17 protein-coding genes are annotated in these 19,798 nt (G+C 68.9%); 16 read left to right on the forward strand and 1 reads right to left on the reverse strand.

The annotated features are described in order from the left end of the window. Nucleotides 1-90 precede the first annotated feature (90 nt). Both J4H91_RS07075 and J4H91_RS07080 read left to right on the forward strand, forming a co-directional pair. On the forward strand, nt 91-1,845 hold the full coding sequence (locus tag J4H91_RS07075; RefSeq protein WP_208045561.1) for an acetolactate synthase catalytic subunit: 1,755 nt from the start codon (nt 91-93) through the stop codon (nt 1,843-1,845). Nucleotides 1,846-1,952: 107 nt separating this feature from the next. Further along, entirely contained in the window at nt 1,953-2,735 is a 783-nt protein-coding gene (locus J4H91_RS07080) for an IclR family transcriptional regulator (RefSeq protein ID WP_208045562.1), read from the forward strand. A 107-nt stretch (nt 2,736-2,842) separates the two neighbouring features. Here the strand turns inward: J4H91_RS07080 and J4H91_RS07085 are convergent, their stop codons facing one another. After that, nucleotides 2,843-3,835, reverse strand: a complete 993-nt coding sequence (locus J4H91_RS07085) for an alcohol dehydrogenase catalytic domain-containing protein (protein WP_341783471.1) — start codon at nt 3,833-3,835, stop codon at nt 2,843-2,845. Between the two features lie 308 nt (nt 3,836-4,143). Between J4H91_RS07085 and J4H91_RS07090 the strand changes: the two genes are divergently transcribed. The 14 genes from J4H91_RS07090 to J4H91_RS07155 all read left to right on the forward strand — a co-directional run bounded on the left by J4H91_RS07090 (nt 4,144) and on the right by J4H91_RS07155 (nt 19,703). Then, the gene (locus J4H91_RS07090; protein WP_208045564.1) at nt 4,144-4,917 is read left to right on the forward strand and encodes an SDR family NAD(P)-dependent oxidoreductase; all 774 of its coding nucleotides are present in this window, start codon (nt 4,144-4,146) and stop codon (nt 4,915-4,917) included. Between the two features lie 51 nt (nt 4,918-4,968). Beyond that, entirely contained in the window at nt 4,969-6,039 is a 1,071-nt protein-coding gene (locus J4H91_RS07095) for a zinc-dependent alcohol dehydrogenase (RefSeq protein WP_208045565.1), read from the forward strand. 59 nt (nt 6,040-6,098) lie between these two features. Next, complete coding sequence (gene lhgO, locus J4H91_RS07100) at nt 6,099-7,346, forward strand: L-2-hydroxyglutarate oxidase (RefSeq protein WP_208045566.1); 1,248 nt, start codon at nt 6,099-6,101, stop codon at nt 7,344-7,346. 33 nt (nt 7,347-7,379) lie between these two features. Beyond that, nucleotides 7,380-8,564, forward strand: a complete 1,185-nt coding sequence (locus J4H91_RS07105; RefSeq protein ID WP_208045567.1) for an iron-containing alcohol dehydrogenase family protein — start codon at nt 7,380-7,382, stop codon at nt 8,562-8,564. A gap of 5 nt (nt 8,565-8,569) precedes the next feature. Next, nucleotides 8,570-10,012 carry an aldehyde dehydrogenase family protein gene (locus tag J4H91_RS07110; RefSeq protein WP_208045568.1) on the forward strand — a complete coding sequence of 481 codons (1,443 nt, stop codon included), beginning with the start codon at nt 8,570-8,572 and terminating at the stop codon, nt 10,010-10,012. Next, complete coding sequence (locus tag J4H91_RS07115) at nt 10,009-10,755, forward strand: SDR family NAD(P)-dependent oxidoreductase (protein WP_208045569.1); 747 nt, start codon at nt 10,009-10,011, stop codon at nt 10,753-10,755. The genes J4H91_RS07110 and J4H91_RS07115 overlap by 4 nt, the downstream gene beginning before the upstream one ends. A gap of 128 nt (nt 10,756-10,883) precedes the next feature. Beyond that, entirely contained in the window at nt 10,884-12,050 is a 1,167-nt protein-coding gene (locus tag J4H91_RS07120; protein WP_208045570.1) for a sugar ABC transporter substrate-binding protein, read from the forward strand. A gap of 3 nt (nt 12,051-12,053) precedes the next feature. Beyond that, nucleotides 12,054-13,556, forward strand: coding sequence for a sugar ABC transporter ATP-binding protein (locus J4H91_RS07125; protein WP_208045571.1), 1,503 nt, complete (start codon nt 12,054-12,056; stop codon nt 13,554-13,556). A gap of 20 nt (nt 13,557-13,576) precedes the next feature. Further along, nucleotides 13,577-14,587 carry an ABC transporter permease subunit gene (locus J4H91_RS07130; protein WP_208045572.1) on the forward strand — a complete coding sequence of 337 codons (1,011 nt, stop codon included), beginning with the start codon at nt 13,577-13,579 and terminating at the stop codon, nt 14,585-14,587. Between the two features lie 2 nt (nt 14,588-14,589). Beyond that, entirely contained in the window at nt 14,590-15,348 is a 759-nt protein-coding gene (locus tag J4H91_RS07135; protein ID WP_208045573.1) for an SDR family NAD(P)-dependent oxidoreductase, read from the forward strand. A gap of 21 nt (nt 15,349-15,369) precedes the next feature. Continuing rightward, nucleotides 15,370-16,122, forward strand: a complete 753-nt coding sequence (locus J4H91_RS07140; protein WP_208045574.1) for an SDR family oxidoreductase — start codon at nt 15,370-15,372, stop codon at nt 16,120-16,122. A 155-nt stretch (nt 16,123-16,277) separates the two neighbouring features. Further along, nucleotides 16,278-16,934 (forward strand): GntR family transcriptional regulator, encoded by a 657-nt coding sequence (locus J4H91_RS07145; protein WP_208045575.1) that lies wholly within the window; start codon nt 16,278-16,280, stop codon nt 16,932-16,934. Between the two features lie 214 nt (nt 16,935-17,148). Next, nucleotides 17,149-19,272, forward strand: coding sequence for an MMPL family transporter (locus J4H91_RS07150; RefSeq protein ID WP_208045641.1), 2,124 nt, complete (start codon nt 17,149-17,151; stop codon nt 19,270-19,272). Continuing rightward, nucleotides 19,269-19,703: a pyrimidine dimer DNA glycosylase/endonuclease V gene (locus J4H91_RS07155; RefSeq protein WP_208045576.1), complete on the forward strand. Its 435-nt coding sequence runs from the start codon at nt 19,269-19,271 to the stop codon at nt 19,701-19,703. The genes J4H91_RS07150 and J4H91_RS07155 overlap by 4 nt, the downstream gene beginning before the upstream one ends. The last annotated feature ends 95 nt before the right edge of the window (nt 19,704-19,798 follow it).

A 19,798-nucleotide genomic window follows, 5' to 3' on the forward strand; every position in this document is an offset into this window, starting at 1 on the left:
TCGCTAAATCGACTCCATCTTTTTATTAGATATCAAATACTGATATAAATGCAACATAGTGAAATACCGCACGATGAAGTGGAGAATCGCATGACTCACGACACCCGGAAGACCGTGGCCGAGGCGATCGCCCAGGCGCTGCAACGTCACGGTGCGACCGAGATCTTCGGACAGAGCATCCCCGCTCCGGTGCTGCAGGCGGCCGAAGACCTGGGGATTCGCCAGGTCTTCTACCGCACCGAGAACGCCGCCGGCGCCATGGCGGACGCCGCCGCGCGCCTGCGCAACCGGATCGGGGTGGTCGCCGCGCAGAACGGCCCGGCCGCCACGTTGCTCGTCGCCCCCCTCGCCGAGGCCTTCAAGGCCTCCGTTCCGGTACTCGCGCTGGTGCAGGACGTGCCTGAGAAGGACCGCGATCGCAACGCGTTCCAGGAGCTCGACCACTTCGCGCTCTTCTCGGGCGTCGCGAAATGGATCCGCAGGATCGAGAGCCCCGAGCGCGCCATAGACTACGTCGACATGGCGGTGGCGGAGGCCACGAGCGGCCGGCCCGGCCCGGTCGTCCTGCTGATCCCTCGCGACATCATGGCGGTGCCCGCCGCACCCCTGCCGTTCCCGCGGACGCAGGAGCTCGGGCACTTCCCGCTCGATCGGCTGCGTCCCGAGCGCGGCGCCGTCGCCGAAGCGGCCGCGCTCATCGCCGGAGCCGAGCGTCCGGTCGTCATCGCCGGTGGCGGTGTGCACCTGTCCGATGCCGTCGAGTCGGTGGTCGACCTGCAGGATGCCGCGTCCCTCCCCGTGGCCACGACCAACATGGGCAAGGGGTCGGTCTCCGAACTGCATGAGCTGTCGCTCGGCGTCGCGGGGAACATCGCCGGTGAGTACGGTCCGGTCAACGGCACGATCGATCTGATCACGGAGGCGGATCTCATCGTGCTCATCGGAAGCAGGACCAACGAGAACGGCACGAACGGCTGGAGCCAGTATCCGGTCGGAGCGAAGATCATTCAGATCGACATCAGTCCCGATGAGCCGGGCCGCACCTACGAGGCGCTCCGCCTCGTCGGCGACATCCGCGCAACCGTGGACGAACTCGTCGCCGAGCTCCGCGAGCTCGACCTCGGCAAGCGGAGCGCAGCGCGCACGCGACTGGCCGACCGGATCGCGGCCGGCCGGAGGAGATTCCTCGAGCGCAATCGCGAGCGCATGACCGGCGACGAGCGGCCGCTGCGCCCCGAGCGGATGCTCGCTGCGCTCGACGCTCAGCTGTCGGGTGACGACATCGTCGTCGCGGACGCGAGCTACTCCTCCATCTGGGTGTCGGGCTTCCTGACCGCGAAGCGGGCGGGCCAGCGCTTCATCCTGCCGCGCGGCATGGCCGGGCTCGGCTGGGGATTGCCCTACGCACTCGGCGCGAAGATCGCCCGCCCGGGCAGCCGCGTCGTCGCGGTCGTCGGCGACGGCGGCTTCGCCCACTGCTGGAGCGAGATGGAGACGGCGATCCGCGAGGACCTCCCGGTGACGGTCATCCTGCTCAACAACTCGCGCCTCGGCTTCCAGGCCAACTACGACATGTTCGTGTGGGGGCGCACATCGAGCGCCGTCGAGTTCGCCGAGGTCGACCACTGCGCGGTCGCACGAGCCTGCGGAGCCGAGGCGATCCGCGTCGAGCGCGCCGATCAGCTCGACGGGGCCATCGCGGCTGCACTGGCCTCCGAGCGCATCACGCTCATCGACGTCGTGGTGGAGCCGAACGCCTTCCCCCCCGTGGCGGCCTGGGACGGCGCAGGCGACAGGGTCATCGCTCCCGTGCCCGCTATCAGGCCCGGAGCGACCCGCGTCTGATCCGCCGTCCGATCGAAACCGGCGCTCAGCGGCACGAGGTCCGGGGCTTCCCGCATCGCAGGCCGGCTGCGCCCTCGAACCGCAGCCAACCAGGCTACGGTGTATGCATGCCCTTCATCTCTGCCAACGACCGCAAACGACCGACGCTGCAGACGGTCGACCGCGCGCTCAACTTTCTGGAGATCGTCGCCGAGAGGCCGGACGGGGTCACCGTGCGAGACATCGCCGATGAGCTCGGCATCAACGTCACCACCTGCTATCACCTCTACAACACGCTGCTCGCGCGCGACTACATCGAACGGAACACGAACGGCACGATCCGTCTCGGCAACAACGTGGCGTCGCTCTACGAGGGCTACCGTCGCGGCTTCTCCAACCAGGACGAGATGCTCGCGATCGTGCGCCGCATGAGCGAGGCCTCGCAGGAGACGGCGTTCATCTCCCTGCGTGTGAACGACTCGGTGATTCTGACCGCGTTCACCGAGGGCCCACATCCCGTCAAGGCGGGCGGACTGTTCGTGGGGCTGAGCGGGCTCGAGCACGTGCGGGCGACGGGTAAGGCCGTGCTCGCGTTCCTCGGGCCCGAGGATCGGCAGCGCATGATCAACCGCTCGCTGAGCGCGGTCCCGCCGGCGCAGCGTCCCGTGCTGATCTCGCGGCTCGAGGAGGATCTGCGCGAGATCGAGGCCCGCGGCTGGGCGCTCGACGACGAGGGGTACGAGAACGGGATCGTCGGCGTCGCGGCCCCCTACTTCTCCCGCGACGGCAGCTGCATGGGCGCCGTCGGGGTGTGGGCGCCGAAGGAGCGCTGGCAGAGCAACGAGAAGATCATCCTCCAGGCGACGCTGGACAGCGCGAAGGAGGCGAGCCGCATCCTCGGCCGCACCTAGGCATCCCGCATCTCGACAGGTGGTTCCTGAGTCCTTCGGCAAGCTCGGGGCCCTTGCCGAAGGGCTCGATGACCGGGGCTCGATGACCGGGGCTCGATGACCGCGGTCTACTCTCGCGGCATCTCGATGAGGACGCGGGCCGGGGCGCGCCGCTTGTCGGCGAAGAGGGCGAGCGCCTCATCGATGTCGGAGAGCGCGAAGCGGCGGTTGCCGGGGTCTCCGAGGACGACAGCGCGCTCGGAGACCGCGCGACAGACATCGGCGACGTCCTGCGCGGTGTAGGCGTAGACGGCTGCGATGCGCAGCGAACGACGGATGAAATGCGCGGGTGCTGTCGTGCGCAGACGCTCGTCGCCGATCCCCAGGACCGAGAGAGTGCGGCCGGGTTTCAGTGCGGAGAGACCGAGCTCGACGGTGTCGGGAAAGCCGACGCAGTCGACGACGCCGTCGAGGTGCGAGCCCGCGAGCTCGAGGAGTGCAGCGAGAGGGGCCGGGTGCCGCACCGAGTTCAGGGTCGCGGCTGCGCCTGCTCGTCCGGCCCGTTCCAGCGCGAGGTCGCTCGCGTCGAGCACGATCACCCGCATCCCCCGCCAGAGCGCCAGCTGCAGGACCTGGCTGCCGAGGCCGCCCGCCCCGATGAGCGCGATGGTGGGACCGCCGTGCCCGTCGAGGCCGAGTTCGCGCAGCGCGTGGTTGGCCGTTCCCGCCGACTCGATCATCGCGATCTCCGCCGGGTCGAGGTCGCCCGGCATCACAGTGAGGTTCACGACGGGTGCGACGCCGAACTCGGCGAGGCACCCCTCCCGATGAATACCGATGATCTCCTTGTCGGGGCAGAGATTCGTCTCCGATCCTGCGCAGTGCTCGCACGTCCCGCACCCGACGATGGGGTTCACGAAGACGCGGTCGCCCACGGCCACGCCCCGGTCTGCCGATCCCTCGCCGAGCTCCACGACATCCGCGGCGATCTCGTGACCGAGGGTGATGGGGGTGAACGCGACGGAGGTATGGCCTTCCAATATATGGAGGTCGGATCCGCATACCCCGACCGTGTGGATTCTGAGGAGTGCCTCACCCTCGCGGGGCCTCGGCCGGTCCACCTCATCGAGACGGGCTTCGTGATCGGGTCCGTGGTATCTGAAGGCGCGCAAATGGCTCAACTCCTCAATGAAATCAACATCATCGGTGTTTCTCCCGCCTTCTCATCCTGCCTCAGTCGAGGAGAAGGCGCCAGAATTTCAAGGAATTACTATATGTGAAATGCGTTCAAAATAATACGATTGCGATGTATTCCGAATAGTGCAAAACTTGGGATCGAGTCGAGGAGGACTCCCCCTTCCCGACTGTTCCCACGTGGGCCAAGAGCGCATCAGGGGTTCGCACGCGGACACCGAGGAAGGATCCGGGCATGACCGAGGACTATCGGAGCGCGGTGGCGTTCGTCACCGGAGCCGCATCCGGGATCGGAGCGGCGGTGACCACGATGCTGCTCGAACGCGGCGCCGCGGTGATCGCCTCGGACCTCTCGGAGAAGGGGTTGGCATTCCACGTCGATCGTTACGGCGACCGCGTGTTCCCTGTGCGGGTGGACGTCTCCGACGAGGGGTCGATCGAAGCGGGTCTCGCCGCCGGCGTCGACCGTTTCGGCAGGCTCGACCGCGCATTCAACATCGCGGGCGTCTCGAAGGGGGCGATGATCGTCGACCTCCCCGTCGAACAGTGGGACTTCAACGTCAACGTCGTGCTGCGCGGTGTCTTCTTGAGCGTGAAGCACGAGGCGCGGATCATGCGCGAGAACGGCGGCGGCGCGATCGTCAACATGTCGTCGCTCAACGCCCATGTGCCCATGCACACCGGCGCCGCGTACGCCTCGGCCAAGGCCGGTGTGGAGATGTTCACGAAGAACGCCGCTCTCGAGCTCGCCGACGACGGGATCCGTCTCAATGCGATCCTTCCAGGGCTCATCGACACGCCGCTCACGCAGCGCAGGCTGACGAATGGACCGCTCATGGAGCACTGGCTCACCCGCATTCCGCTGCACCGCCCGGGACTGCCGGAAGAGGTCGCGCAGGCGGCGCTCTTCCTCGCGGGCTCCGAGGCGTCTTACATCACGGGCACGAGCCTCGTCGTCGACGGCGGCTGGGAGATCACGGGCTATCCCGATCTCCGTCCCTTCTCCTGAACCGGGCCGACGCCCGAACCCCGCAGACGATCGACCGAGAGCAGCCCGAAGATGAGCGACCAATCAGCGACGATGCAGGCCGTACGATTCACCGACGTCGGAGCCCCCCTGCTCCGGACGACGCTTCCGGTCCCCCGGCCGGAGCCCGGCTGGGCGCTCGTGCGCGTTCGCGCGGTCGCCATCTGCGGCTCGGACGTCCACATCCTCGAGGGGCACACTCCGGTCGGCTTCACGCCGATCACCCTCGGCCACGAGATCTCGGGCGACGTCGTGGAACTGGGCGAGGGCGCGGTCGGCCAGGGGGTGGACGTCGGCGACAGAGTCTTCATCAATCCCATCATCGGCTGCGGGCGCTGCCGGTACTGCGCGACCGAGGAGAGCAACTTCTGCCCCGACCGCGGCCTGCTCGGCATTCACTTCGAGGGCGCGATGGCGGAGTACGTCGTCGCGCCCGTGCGGAACCTCACGGCCGTACCCGATCGGATCTCGCACGCTGAGATCGCCATGGTCGAATCCGCGGGAACGGCCTATCACGCCATCCGCGTGCTCGACGCCGAGCCGGGCGACGCGGTCGTCGTGATCGGTGCGGGGGGCCTGGGGCTGCAGACCGTCCGCATCGCGACGGCGCTCGGGTTGCGGGTGGTGTCGGTGGATCCGAACGCGGCGGCGCGCGAGCGTGCGCTGGCCGCCGGCGCCGAGCGGGCCTACTCGCCCGAAGATCTGATGCCGGCCACCGAGGACGGCGGCTACATCGCACTCGCCGAGGAGATGGGCTCGCCCTTCGGTTTCGCGCACGCGGTCGATTGCGTCGGGTTCGAGGAAACGGTGAACCTTGCGCTCTGCCTGCTCCGGCCCAGGGGCAGCTGTTCGATCATCGGTATCGGAGCCGCGGGCGTGCGCCTCCCCGACCCGGCGATCTTCGTGCGCCGCTCGCTGCAGGTGCGCGGCATCTACACCTATTCCTCGAAGGACATCGCGAACGTGATCGAGCTGCTCGTAGCGGGCCGGCTCGAACTCGCCGATTCCGTGAGCCTGAAGCTCCCGCTGGCCGAGGCCCAGCGCGCCTTCGAGGCCTTCGTCGGCGGCGACGTGCGCCCGGTGCGCGTGGTGCTGGAACCGTGAACCGGGCGGACGGGGATCCGAAACGAGGAGCACCGGCCGCGCCGGTGGAGAGGGGAAACGTGAGCGAGAAGCAGCGGCCGCCCGAGAACGGCTTCGACATCGCGGTCGTCGGAGCGGGGATCGTCGGACTCGCCGTCGCCGGGGAGATCCTGAGGCGCCGGCCCGGCGCCAGAATCGTTCTGCTCGAGAGGGAACCGGAGGTGGCGGCGCATCAGACCGGTCACAACTCCGGCGTCATCCACAGCGGCATCTACTACACGCCGGGTTCGCTGAAAGCGCGGCTGTGCGTGGAGGGGGCCGCACTGATGTACGAGTACTGCGAGCAGCGGGGGATCCCGCACGAGCGTGCGGGGAAGCTCATCGTCGCGCGCACGAAGCGCGAGGTCGAAGGGCTCCGGGTGCTGCATGAGCGGGGCATCGCGAACGGCGTGCCGGGTCTGAGATGGTTGGAGTCGCACGAGATCCCCGAGGTCGAACCCATGTGCGTGGGCCTCGCCGCCCTGCACTCCCCGAACACCGGCATCGTCGACTACGCGGAGGTGTGCCGCAGGCTCGAACGCGAACTGCGGGAATCCGGCGCGACGGTGCTGCTCGGCACGCGGGTGGAGCGCATCGACCGCTCCGGCGATCGCTCGATCGTCCGCACCGATCGCGGCGAGGTGAACGCGGGATGGGTCGTCACCTGCGCGGGACTGTGGTCCGACGAACTGTCGAGGCGTTCCGGTGCCGAAGACAACCCGCGCATCGTGCCGTTCAGGGGGGCCTATCTGCACCTTGCACCCTCCGACGCCGAGCCGGTCGTGCGCGGCATGGTCTACCCCGTTCCCGACCCCGACCTGCCCTTCCTCGGGGTGCACATCACCCGCCACATCGGCGGCGAGATCTCGATCGGCCCGACCGCGTTCGTCGCGGGAGCGAAGGACGCGTACCGGATCACCCGCATCAGCGCGCGCGACCTGTGGTCCCTCGCCTCCTGGCCCGGCACGTGGCGCGTGGCGAGGAAGTTCTGGCGCACCGCCTTCACCGAGATCCGCTTCCTGCTGAGTCGTCGCGCGATGCGCAGCGCCGCCGCGGAGTTCGTCCCCGAGATCCGGCGCCGCGCCCTCGCCGCGCACGGAGCAGCGGGCGTCCGCGCGCAGGCGGTGGATCGCGACGGAACGCTCGTCGACGACTTCGTCATCTCCGAGGTGCCCGGCGCGACGCACGTGCGCAACGCCCCGTCACCCGCCGCGACGAGCGCCTTCGCACTGGCGCGCGAACTCGTCGACCGCTTCGAGAGGAACCTGGGCGCCGCCGGTCGGCCCTAGCCCACCCGACAGACTCCGAGAAAGGAACACATCATGTACCCCGAATTCGATGACTTCTTCGCCGCACGGCAGCTCATGTACCGAGCCGGGGCGAGCGGCGGCGTCGCCTCGGCGCTGCGCGACTGGGGCGTCGAGCCCGGCCGCGTCTTCGTCGTGGCCGACAAGATCGTGGGCGACCTCGGCGGGCTCGAAGCACTGAAGCGCGGCTTCGCCGAGCAGGGCTTCGAGGTCGAGGTGTTCGCCGAGATCGCCGGTGAGCCGAACGACGACATCGTCGAGCGCGCCACGGCCGCCGCGCGCGCCTACGGGCCGCAGGTGATCGTCGGCGTCGGCGGCGGCAGCGCCCTCGACTCCGCCAAGCTCGTCAACTATCTCACCGTCTCGGGCAGGGCGCTCTCCGAGATCGCGGGCCCCATCCCATCGCTCGACGGCTTCCTCCCGATGGCGCTCGTCCCCACCACCGTCGGCACGGGCTCGGAGGCCACGCGCGTCGCGATGTTCTCCGTGCAGGGCATGAAGCGGGCGGTCGTGTGCCGCCAGTTCCTGCCGATCGTGGCGGCGCTCGACACCGATCTGGTCGCGCAACTGCCCCCGTTCGTCGTAGCGCCGACGGCGCTCGACGCGCTCTCGCACGCGATCGAGTCGATGCAGTCCAAGAACCGCAACGCCTTCACGATGCTGGTGGGCGGCGAGGCCGCCCGCATCATCTTCCGCCGCCTGCGCGCCGCGGTGCTCGAGAACGACGCGGAGGCCAAGGGCGAGCTGCTCTACGCCTCCTACCTCGCGGGTGTCGCTCTCAACGCGGGCGTGGTCCTGGGCCACTCGCTGAGCTACGTCGTCGCGTCGCGGCAGGGACTCTCGCACGGCGCCGGCTGCGCCCTCGCGCTGCCCTACACGATCGCCTACAACCACGCGGTGGATCCGGAGCTCAACCGGAAGATCGCGGAACTCGTGACCGGCGACCCCGATGCGGATCTCCAGCAGCTCGCGCTCGACATCGCAGAGCTCACGCGCGAGGTCTCGCTGCCCACGAGCACGGGGGAGACCGGGCTCGACGCCTCGCGCATCCCCGAACTCGTGCACGAGGTCATCGAGAGCTTCCCCCGTCCGAACAACCCGGTGGAGATCACCGAGGAGCGGCTGACCCGGCTGCTCGAGCACATGCAGACCGGAGACGTCGCGGCCGCCTGGGCCGCGATGAACAGCGAGGAGGCGTAAGACGCATGGCATACGAATACGAAGCACTGATCGGCGGCTCCTGGGTCGGAGGCGAGGAGCGCATCGAGGTTCTGAACCCGGCGACGGGCGAGCGCATCGGCAGCGTTCCGTCCCTCGGGCCCGAGGTCGCGGGCGACGTCTACGAGACGGCGGCGCGCGGCGCCGGCATCTGGCGCCGGACCTCCCCGCTGAAGAGGATGGAGATCCTGTTCGGCGCGGCCCGCATCATGCGCGGCCGCCTCGACGAGCTCGCCCGCATCATCGTGCAGGAGAACGGCAAGACCCTCGCCGAGGCCAGGGGAGAGGTCACGAAGTCGGCGGAGTTCCTGGAGTACTACGCCGGCATGGGCCGCGATCAGCTCGGTTACCTCATCGCCGACGCCCGTCCCGACACGAGCGCGCGCGCAGTCTACGAGCCCATCGGCGTCGTGCTCGCCATCACACCGTGGAACGACGCGCTGCTGACGCCGTGCCGCAAGCTCGCCCCCGCGTTCATCGCCGGGAACGCGGTCGTCATCAAGCCGGCCTCGGACACCCCGCTCATCGCGATCGAGCTCGCCAAGGCGCTCGTCGAGGCGGGCATGCCGAGCGAGGTGATCCAGGTCGTGACCGGGCGCGGCGGCACCGTCGTCGACGCGCTGCTCGCCGACAGCCGCGTCGCCGGCGTCAGCTTCACGGGCAGCACCGAGGTGGGCCTCCGGATCCAGCGCTCGCTCGCGGGCAGTAACGTGCGCGTGCAGACCGAGATGGGCGGCAAGAACGCCTCGGTCGTGCTGGCGGACGCGGACCTCGTGCTCGCAGCCGACACGGTCGTCGCGGCCGCCTTCGGCGGGGCCGGCCAGCGCTGCACCGCGACGAGCCGTGTGATCGTGGAGAGCTCGGTCCGCGAGGAGTTCCTCGCCGAGCTGAACCGCCGCGTCGGGGCGCTCGTGGTCGGCAACGGCCTGAGCGAGGGCGTGCAGGTGGGCGCGCTCATCAACCCCGGGCACCGCGACAGGGTGATGGAGGCCATCGAGGATGCGCGTCGCGCCGGCGGCGAGGTGCTCGTCGGCGGCGATGCCCCCGGCGGAGAACTCGCGGCCGGATGCTTCGTGCGCCCGACGGTCGTGGCGAACCTCGCGGAGGACTCCTCGGCCTGGCGCGAGGAGATCTTCGGCCCGGTCATCGCTGTGCGCGAGTGCGCGGACCTCGACGACGCGCTCCGTCAGGTGAACGATTCGAGCTACGGTCTTTCTGCGGCGGTGTTCACCCGTTCGCTCGCCGCGGCCGAGCGCTTCATCGCGGAGGCGGATACGGGGCAGGTGTCGGTGAACCTCCCGACCTCCGGCTGGGATATCCACCACCCCTTCGGCGGCTTCAAGTTCTCCGGTTCCGGGTACAAGGAGCAGGGCGTCGAGGCGCTCGGTTTCTACCGCCGGGTGAAGACCGCGGCGGTGCGGGCGGTATGAGTGCTCCTCATGTCCTCGTGACGGGGGCGAGCCGAGGGATCGGGCTGGCGATCGCCGAGCGTTTGCTGCACGACGGGGCCTCCGTGACGCTTGCGGCCCGAAGTTCGGATTCAATGTCAGAGTTTCGTGCTCGGGTCGGTGTATCTGAGGCCCGCTGTCGCATGGTGCAGATCGATCTCTCGCGATCGCAGGACTTCGACGATCTCGTTGCGGCGGTGGAGGAGCCGGGACAGCGGCTCGACGGCGTGGTGCACGCTGCGGGAACCCAGTTGCGCAAGCCCGCGATCGAGGTCGGCGAGGAAGAGCTCATCAGGCTCCTCAGGATCCATCTGGTGGTCCCGTATCTGCTCAGCACCGCCGTCGCCCGATCCCAGATCGCGGGCGGACGCGGTGGCAGCCACGTGTTCATCGCGTCGCTCGGAAGCAGTATCGCGATTCCCAACGCATCCCCTTACACCGCGGCGAAGAGCGGGGTCATGGGCGTCGTCAGATCGCTCGCCGTCGAGCTCGCGCCCCACGGCATCCGCGCCAATGCCGTAGCCCCAGGCTACGTGCGGACCGATCTCACGGCGGATCTGCTGAGCTCGTCCGACCAGCGCGAACGGATCCTGGGCCGCACCCCGCTCGGAAGGCTGGGGCAGCCCCGCGAGGTGGCCGCTGCGGTCTCGTTCCTGCTCGGAGGCGATTCGTCGTTCGTGACGGGCGAGGTGCTCCGCGTGGATGGGGGCTGGCTGTCCGCCTAGGGCGTGTTCCCGCGCTCTGGTAACAAATTGGATACAACGCTGATTTTTGAAGTATTGTATCCAATAGACTCATCGAGGGTTGTTCACCTGTCAGCCCACCCCTGTCAATGAAGATTGAGGAGACTCCCATGACTCTTGCTCCGAGCAAGAAGGCGCTCGCCTTCCTGGGGCTCGCGGCCGCTGCCGCTCTGACGCTCTCGGCCTGCGCGGGCCCCACGACGGCGACCGACGGCGGTGGGGCGGGGAAGAGCGGCTCCGATCGCGACGCCCCCACCAACATCGAGGACTTCACCGCGTACGCGGAGGAGATCGTCGCGGAGGCCTCGGCCGAGCAGACGAACACGGCTCCGACCGAGGGCCCCGAGATCGTCGAGGGCAAGAAGATCGCCGTGATCCCCTGCTCCATGGCGGCCGAGGGCTGCGCCCGCCCCGCGAACGGCGCGGTGCACGCGGCCGAGGTGGCCGGGTGGACAGCCGACATCCTCGATCCGGGCGGAGACCCGTCGAAGATGGCCTCGCTGATCGACCAGGCCGTGGCCACGGGCTACGACGGCATCGTGCTCACCGCGATCGACGTCCAGTCGGTGCAGGCCTCGGTGCAGAAGGCCATCGACGCCGATGTGCTCGTCGGCAACTTCGCCGCCTCCGATGCCGAGCCGGCCCTGCTGACCACCAACGTCCCGCTGTTCCCCGAGGACTTCTTCAACGCCGGCTACGCCATGGGCGCGAAGATGTTCCTCGACCAGGGCAAGGACATGAAGGTCGCGATGCTCACCGGCACGGAGTTCGGTTCGATCCGCGAGCGCCTCGCGGGCACCAAGGCGTTCATCGACGACTGCAAGGCGGCGGGCGGCGGCTGCGAGGTCGTGGCCGAGGAGAACTTCCTCGTGACCGATCTCGTCACGAGCCTTCCCGGCCAGACCGCGGCCATGGTCCGCTCGCATCCCGACGCCAACGCGCTGTGGTTCGGCTACGACGCCGGTGCCAACTTCGGTATCCAGGGCCTCGAGGAGGCCAAGCTCACGATCGACACCTACGGTTTCGACGCGAACGTCGCCAACCTGCAGCGCATCGCAGACGACCGCGGGCAGGTGGCGACCGCGGGTTCCGCGATGGCGTGGATCGGCTTCGGCATCATCGACAACTTCAACCGCGTCTGGGCCGGCGAGGAGGTCATCGACCAGGGCATGAAGTTCAAACTGCTCATGGCCGACAACCTGCCCGCGGACGGCGGGGCCTGGGACGGCGATGTCGACGTCGAGGCCGGCTACAAGTCCATCTGGGGGGTGAGCTAACCCATGGCGCAGGGGACCGCGCTTTCCATCCGCAACCTCTCGAAGACCTTCCCGGGTCAGCGAGCGCTACAGGACTTCCACATCGAGGTCGAGCGGGGGCAGATCCACGCGCTCGTCGGTGAGAACGGGTCGGGCAAGTCCACCTTCATCAAGAGCCTGTCGGGCTACCACGAGCCGGATCCCGGCGCGGAGATCGTGGTCAGCGGTGTGAAGCTCGCGGTCCCCTATGCCCCTCCGGTCGCGCGCAAGCACGGCATCGCCTTCATCCACCAGGATCTCGGCCTCGTCGCCGATCTCACCGTCGCCGAGAACCTCGCGCTCCCGCGCGGGTTCCACACGAACGCCATCGGAGGCATCAACTGGCGGGCGGAGCGCCAGGACGCACGTAAGCTGCTCGAACGCTTCGGGCACGGCGAGATCGATCCGGACGAGCGGTTGGGCAATCTGCCGCTCGCCACCCAGACGATCATCGCGGTCGCCCGCGCGCTCGCGGACGACGACGAGGCCCACGTGATCGTGCTCGATGAACCGACCGCGTCGATGCCGCACGCCGAGGTCGAGCGACTGCTCGCCTCCGTGCGCGACATCGCGGCGAGCGGCGTGGGCGTCATCTACGTCTCGCACCGGCTGGAGGAGATCTTCCAGCTCTGCGACCGGGTCACGGCGATCCGCGACGGCCGCAACGTCGGCACGCACGACGTGGCCGACCTCGACTACGACTCCCTCGTCGAACTCATCGTCGGCGACTCTCTCATCCCGTTCGATCCCTGCGATCCCGGAACCGTGCGCGACGAGGTCGTCGTGAAGTTCGACGGCCTCTCGGGCGGTCTCGTCCAGAAGGCCTCGGGCGAGATCCGCGCGGGCGAGATCGTGGGGGTCACCGGCCTGCTCGGCTCGGGCTCCGACGACCTCGGCAAGCTCCTCTTCGGCGCGATCCAGAAGCGCGGGGGCTCGCTCTCGATCGGCGGCGACAGCACGCCGCTGAAGAGCCCCGGGCATGCGATGGACCGCGGCATCTCCTACGTGCCGGGCGATCGTCAGCGCGAGGGCATCTTCCGGCCGCTGTCGCTCACCGACAACGCGATGCTCACCGATCTGCGCCGCTTCTTCCGCGGAGGCTGGCGCCGTCGGAAGCCGGAGACCGAGTACGCGAGGGATCTCTTCCAGAAGCTGAACGTCAGGCCCAATGACCCCGACCGTCCCATCTACAGCCTCTCCGGCGGCAACGCGCAGAAGGTCGTGCTCGCGAAGTGGCTGAACCTCGACCCGAGCTTCGTCATCTTCGACGAACCCGTGCAGGGCATCGACATCGGCGCGAAGACCGAGGTCTACAACGTGATCGGGCGCACCGCGGCCGACGGCGCAGCGGTGATGATCGTGAGCACCGAACTCGACGACATCGCCCGTCTCTGCCACCGCATCCTCGTGATGCGCGAGGGCCGCGTCGTCGCGGAACTCACCGGCGCCGACAAGAACCGCGCGCGCATCAGCGAGCTGACCTACTGAGCATCGAAGGAACATCAACCGTGAGTGACAAGAACCTGAGCAGCGGGACCGTGAGCATCGCCTCGCCCGTCGGCAAGAAGAAGACCCCCGTCGGGATCATGATCGCGAAGTACGGTCTTCCGGTCATCCTCGTCATCGAGATCATCATCTTCGGCATCCTGCGTCCGCAGACCTTCCTGACGCTGGATACGCTCCAGACCATCGCGATCAACCAGTCGGTCGCCGGCATCCTCGCCATCGGCGTCGTGCTGCCGCTCGTCATCGGCGAGTTCGACCTGTCCGTCGGCGCGAACCTCGGTCTCGGAGCGATCATGGTCGTCGGTCTCACCGCGTTCAACGGCGTGCCGGTCTGGCTCGCCATCATCCTCAGCGTCGCGGTATCCGGCGGTGTCGGTCTGCTGAACGGCCTGCTCGTGTCGAAGGTGGGCGTCAACGCCTTCGTCACCACGCTCGGCGTGCAGTCGGCACTGACCGGCGCGGTGCTCTGGTACACCGGCGGCAACGTGATCTACCAGGGCGTGCCCGCAGGGCTGGTGGCGCTCGGCAACGGCTCGGTGCTCGGCATCCCGCTGCCCGTGATCTTCCTCGTCGTCGTCGTGCTCATCATGTGGTACGTGCTCGACCAGACTCCGTTCGGCCGCAAGCTCTACGCCGTGGGCGGCTCGAAGGAGGCGGCGCGCCTCTCCGGCCTCAACGTGGGGCGGCTGACGATCCTGGCCTTCGTCATCGCGGGTCTGCTCTCGGGCCTCGCGGGTGTGCTGCTCTCCGCCAAGCTCGGCTCGGGCAACCCGACCGTCGGCGGCTCATTCCTGCTCCCCGGCTTCGCCGCGGCCTTCCTCGGCGCCACGGCGTTCAGGCCCGGCACCTTCAACATCCTCGGCACCATCTTCGCCGTGTTCGTGATCGCCACCGGCATCTACGGCCTGAACCTCCTGGGGCTGCCGTTCTTCGTCGAGTACGTGTTCACCGGCGTCGTCCTGGTGCTCGCGGTCGCAGCCACCCGCTACCTGCGCAAAGAAAGGGCAATGTAACCATGACTGCTTCAGAACGTCGAGTCATCGCCATCACCGGCGGTGCGGCGGGCATCGGGCTCGCGGTCGCCGAACGGTGGGTCGCGGACGGCGGCTACGCGGTGCTGCTCGACCTGAGCGAGGACAACATCGCGAAGGCCATCGCCCTGCTGGGCGAGGAGAACGCCCGCGGCATCCGCACCGATGTCACGAGCGCCGAGAGCGTCGACGCCGCCTTCGCCTCGATCGCAGAGCGCGAGGGGCGCCTCGACGGACTCATGAACGGCGCCGGCATCGGACGGCCCTCACCGACCGCCGAGACCTCCGACGCCGACTTCGACTTCCTCATGAGCATCCACCTGGGCGGCGTGCTCCGCGCCTCGCGTGCCGCGCACCCGTTGCTCAAGGCTTCGCACGGTTCGATCGTGAACATCTCGTCGGTGGCCGCGAAGAACGGCATGCCGCAGCGCGCGAGCTACTGCTCGGCGAAGTCCGCGATCGAGGGCTTCACCCGCACCACCGCGGTCGAGTGGGCTCCCGACGGGATCCGTGTCAATGCCGTGGCCCCGGGCTATGTGCGCACCGCTCTCACGGATGCGCTGATCGCCGAGGGCAAGCTCGACGACGCGCCGATCGTGGCCCGCACCCCGCTCGCCCGCTTCGCCGAGCCGAAGGAGATCGCCGCGGTGGTCGTCTTCCTGCTCTCCGGCGACGCCTCCTACGTGAACGGGCACTCGCTGGTCGTCGACGGCGGGCTCACCATCGACGGCAACTGGTACTGAATCCCCGAAAGGACAACGCCCATGGGAAACGCCAAGTTCGACTTCTCCGGAAAAGTCGCCCTGATCACGGGTGCCGCGGGAGGCATCGGCGGCGTACTCGCCGACCTCCTGCACGATTCGGGCGCCGATCTGGTGCTCGCCGACATCAATCTCGCCGGGGTCGAGGCGAAGGCCGCCGAACTGAGCGGCTCGAGCCGCACCCTGGCCGTCGAGGTGAACTCCTCCGACCCCGAGAGCATCGATGCTCTCGTCGAGCGGGTGCGCTCGGAGTTCGGCAGGCTCGACTTCCTCGTCCCGGCCGCGGGGATCTACCCCGAGGCGATGATCGCCGACATGCCGTTCGAGGACTGGCGCAGGGTGATGTCGATCAACCTCGACGGGATCTTCCTGCTGACGCAGCGCCTCCTCCCGCTCATGGGCGAGGGCGGCGCGATCGTCAACCTTGCATCGGTGGCGGGCCACCGCGGCAGTCTGGGCCACGCCCACTACTCGGTCGCGAAGGCGGGCATCATCGCGCTGACCCGCAACCTCGCGCTCGAGTTCGGAGCCCGAGGCATCCGCGCCAACGCGGTCTCGCCCGGCATCATCCTGACGACCATGACCGAGGGCATCCGCGCGGAGAAGGGCGATGCGCTGCTCGCTCAGACCCCGCTCGGTCGCAACGGGGAGCCGGAGGAGACCGCATCCGTCATCGCCTTCCTGCTCAGCGATGCCGCGAGCTTCGTCCACGGTGAGGTGATCCACATCAACGGCGGTCTCTTCATGGCCGGCTGAGAGATCCGTCTGCTTCGAGGGCTGCGTTTCCGGGAGGGAACGCAGCCCTCGCTGTATCCAATGGGTAGGATTGACATTCGTGGCGGTTCAGCGCTGGGCGGGTTATCCGGTCCATACGGGATCCCGTACGGACGCGATTCAGAAAGGGCTGAGCAATGAGTAGTGTCGCAAGCCGCAGGATCAGGGATCAGCTGATCCGGGCGATCCTCGATGGCGAGTTGTTGCCGGGTCAGCGCATCCGCCAGGAGGCGCTCGCCGCCGAATACGGTGTGAGCCGTGTTCCCGTGCGCGAGGCGCTGCACATGCTGGAGCGCGAGGGCCTCGTGACGCTCGTGCAGAACACGGGGGCGTGGGTCACCGCGCTGACGCAGCGGGAGTGCACGGAGATCTACGAGATCAGGGAGCGCATCGAGCCGCTGCTGCTGAGCCACAGTATGCATGCATTGGATCCCTCGGTCTGCGACAGGCTCGAGGAGCTCAACGATCAGATGCTCAGCGCGGCCGACGATCCGGATACGTTCATGCGGCTCGACTGGGAGTTCCACTGGCTCACCTACTCGGCGGCGGAGCCGAGCTTCCTCCTCAGCACGGTGCGCCGTCTCTGGAACGTCACGCAGGCGTACCGGCGGGAGTTCGTCAAGCACCAGGATGCCGGGGCGCGTGCGCTGACCAACTCCGAGCACCTGCTGATCATCGAGGCGCTGCGCCGCGGTGACGATCTCGACGCGGGCGACGCGATAGCGGCGCACATCCGTCGCACTCGGAAGGCCCTCGCCCACCGCCCCGAGATCTTCGAGGTCGTCGAGCCCTGAACCGACGGGCGAGAAACGGGGCTGAAGTCGAGAGATGCGCCCTGAGGGTCGCCCCTCGAGCCACCTGCCGCTACAATTTAGCTAGCTTATCTAGCTAAATGGGGGAGGCAGCGCGGTGGTTACGGAGACATCGAAGAAGCGAGGGATCGCCTCGCGCTGGCTGCGAGTGCTGCTTCCAGCGCTGCTGATCGTGGCGTGGGTCGGCGCCGCGGGCATGGGAGGTCCGCTGTTCGGCAAGGTCGACGAGGTGTCGTCGAACGACCAGACGGCGTATCTTCCCGAGTCGGCGGAGGCGACGGAGGTGCAGCGCGCGCTGCCCGATTTCCTGGGCGACGACGTGATCCCGGCGGTCGTCGTATTCTCCTCCGACAGTCCGATCGACGCGGCCGCGCTCGAGCGCCTCGGCGATGCGCTGACCGACGCGGAGGGCGTCGACGGTATCGAGAGCGGCGCCTCGCCGATCATCCCGTCCGACGACGAGCTCGCGGCGCAGGCCTTCGTGCCGATCGACGCCGACGCCGACATCTCCGACGTGGTGACGCATCTCGGCGAGCAACTGCGCGAGGCGGCGCCCGACGGCGTCGCCGTGCACGTCACCGGACCGGCGGGCTTCACGGCCGATCTCGTCGCGGGTTTCGCGGGCATCGACGGCATCCTGCTGCTCGTCGCCCTGCTCGCAGTGCTCGTGATCCTCGTCATCGTCTACCGCTCGCTGCTGCTGCCGATCGTGGTGCTCAGCACGAGCCTGTTCGCGCTCTGCACGGCGCTGCTCGTGGTGTGGCATCTCGCCGACGCCGGTGTGCTCCTGCTCAGCGGACAGACGCAGGGCATCCTCTTCATCCTCGTGATCGGCGCCGCGACCGACTACTCGCTGCTGCTCGTGGCCCGCTTCCGCGAGGAACTGCGCACCACGCGCGACCGCGGCGCGGCCGTGCTGGCCGCCGTGCGCGGATCCCTCGAGCCCATCGCGGCCTCGGGCGGCACCGTGATCGCGGGCCTTCTGTGCTTGCTGCTCAGCGACCTCAAGTCGAACAGCACGCTCGGCCCGGTCGCGTCGATCGGCATCGTGTTCGCGATGCTCTCGGCGCTCACCCTGCTGCCGGCACTGCTCTTCGTGTTCGGGCGCGCCGCCTACTGGCCGCGCCGCCCGAAGTACGAGCCCGAGGCGGTGCGCGAGGAGCACGGCCTGCCCGCCCGCGGCGTCTGGCGGCGGCTGGCGGAGTCCATCCGCAGGCGGCCGCGTCCCATCTGGATCGTCACCGCGATCGTGCTCGCGCTCGGCGCGGCCGGCGTCACCCAGCTGAACGCGCAGGGCGTGCCGCAGTCCGATCTCGTGCTCGGTCAGTCGGAGGCCCGCGACGGCCAGGCCGTGCTCGGCGAGCACTTCCCCGGCGGATCGGGCAGCCCGGCCTACGTGCTGACCCCCGAGAGCGAGCTGCAGCGCACCGCCGACGTGCTGCTCGCGCACCCGGGCGTCGACGGCGTCGCCGTCACGAGCGGCGACTCGCCGAGCGGCACCGCGCCAGTCACCGAGAGCGGCATCGAGGCCTACGGCCCGCCTGGCACCCCTGCCCCCGAACCCACCGTCCGCGACGGGAGCGTGCTGCTGCAGGCGACGCTCGCCGACGCGGCCGACTCCGACGCCGCGGCGAAGACCGTCACGAGCCTGCGCGAGCAGCTGCACGGCGAGGGATCCCTCACCGAGGCGACCGACGACAGCACCGGCACCGCGGCCGGCACCGGCCGCACGCCCCTCGTCGGCGGCGTCACCGCCACAGCCGTCGACACGAACCAGGCGTCGATCCACGACCGCAACCTCATCATTCCCCTCGTGCTCGCCGTGATCCTCGTCATCCTGATGCTGCTGCTGCGCTCGGTTCTCGCCCCGATCCTGCTGATCCTCACCACCGTGCTGTCCTTCGGCACGGCGCTCGGCGTGGCGGCGCTCGTGTTCAACGGCGTCTTCCGCTTCCCGGGCGCCGACCCCGCGGTGCCGCTCTACGGCTTCGTCTTCCTCGTCGCGCTCGGCATCGACTACAACATCTTCCTCATGACCCGGGTGCGCGAGGAGGCGGTGCGGCACGGCACGCGCGAAGGGATCCTGCGCGGGCTCACGATCACGGGCGGCGTCATCACCTCGGCGGGACTCGTGCTCGCGGCGACGTTCGCGGCGCTCTCGGTGATCCCGATCCTGTTCCTCGTGCAGATCGCGTTCATCGTGGCGTTCGGGGTGCTGCTCGATACCTTCATCGTGCGCTCCCTGCTCGTGCCGGCCCTCGCGACAGACATCGGGCGCGCGATCTGGTGGCCGTCCGAGCTGGGGAGGGGCGCGCGATGAGGATCTGGTCGCTGCACCCCGAGCACCTCGACCGCATGGGCCTCGTCGCCTGCTGGCGCGAGACCCTGCTCGCGCAGGCGGTGCTCGCCGAGCGCACGCGCGGCTACCGCAACCACCCGCAGCTCGAGCGCTTCCGGGCCCAGCCCGATCCGCTCGCTGCCGTCGGCGCCTACCTCGGCGGCATCGCCGAGGAGGCCGGTCGCAGAGGCTACCGCTTCGACTCGACGCGCATCCTGCGTCATGGATCCCTCGCCCCCGAAGCACGCATTCCGGTGACCGAGCGGCAGCTCGGCTACGAGTGGGAGCACCTCGGCCGCAAGCTGCGCGAGCGCAGCCCGGAGGACGCGGCGCGCTGGGAGGCTGCAACGCCGACCGCGCACCCGGCGCTGCGGGTGGTGCCCGGTGAGATCGAGGCGTGGGAGCGGCCCTGAGTCGCCGCGGCTGAGAGCGCACGCACCCGGAAGGGGCAGACTGGAGCGAACCGGGAGAGCGGCGGGGCCCGGGCGGCGCAGCAGCAGAACGGATG

This window comes from Leucobacter ruminantium, assembly GCF_017565705.1.
GTDB lineage: Bacteria > Actinomycetota > Actinomycetes > Actinomycetales > Microbacteriaceae > Leucobacter > Leucobacter ruminantium.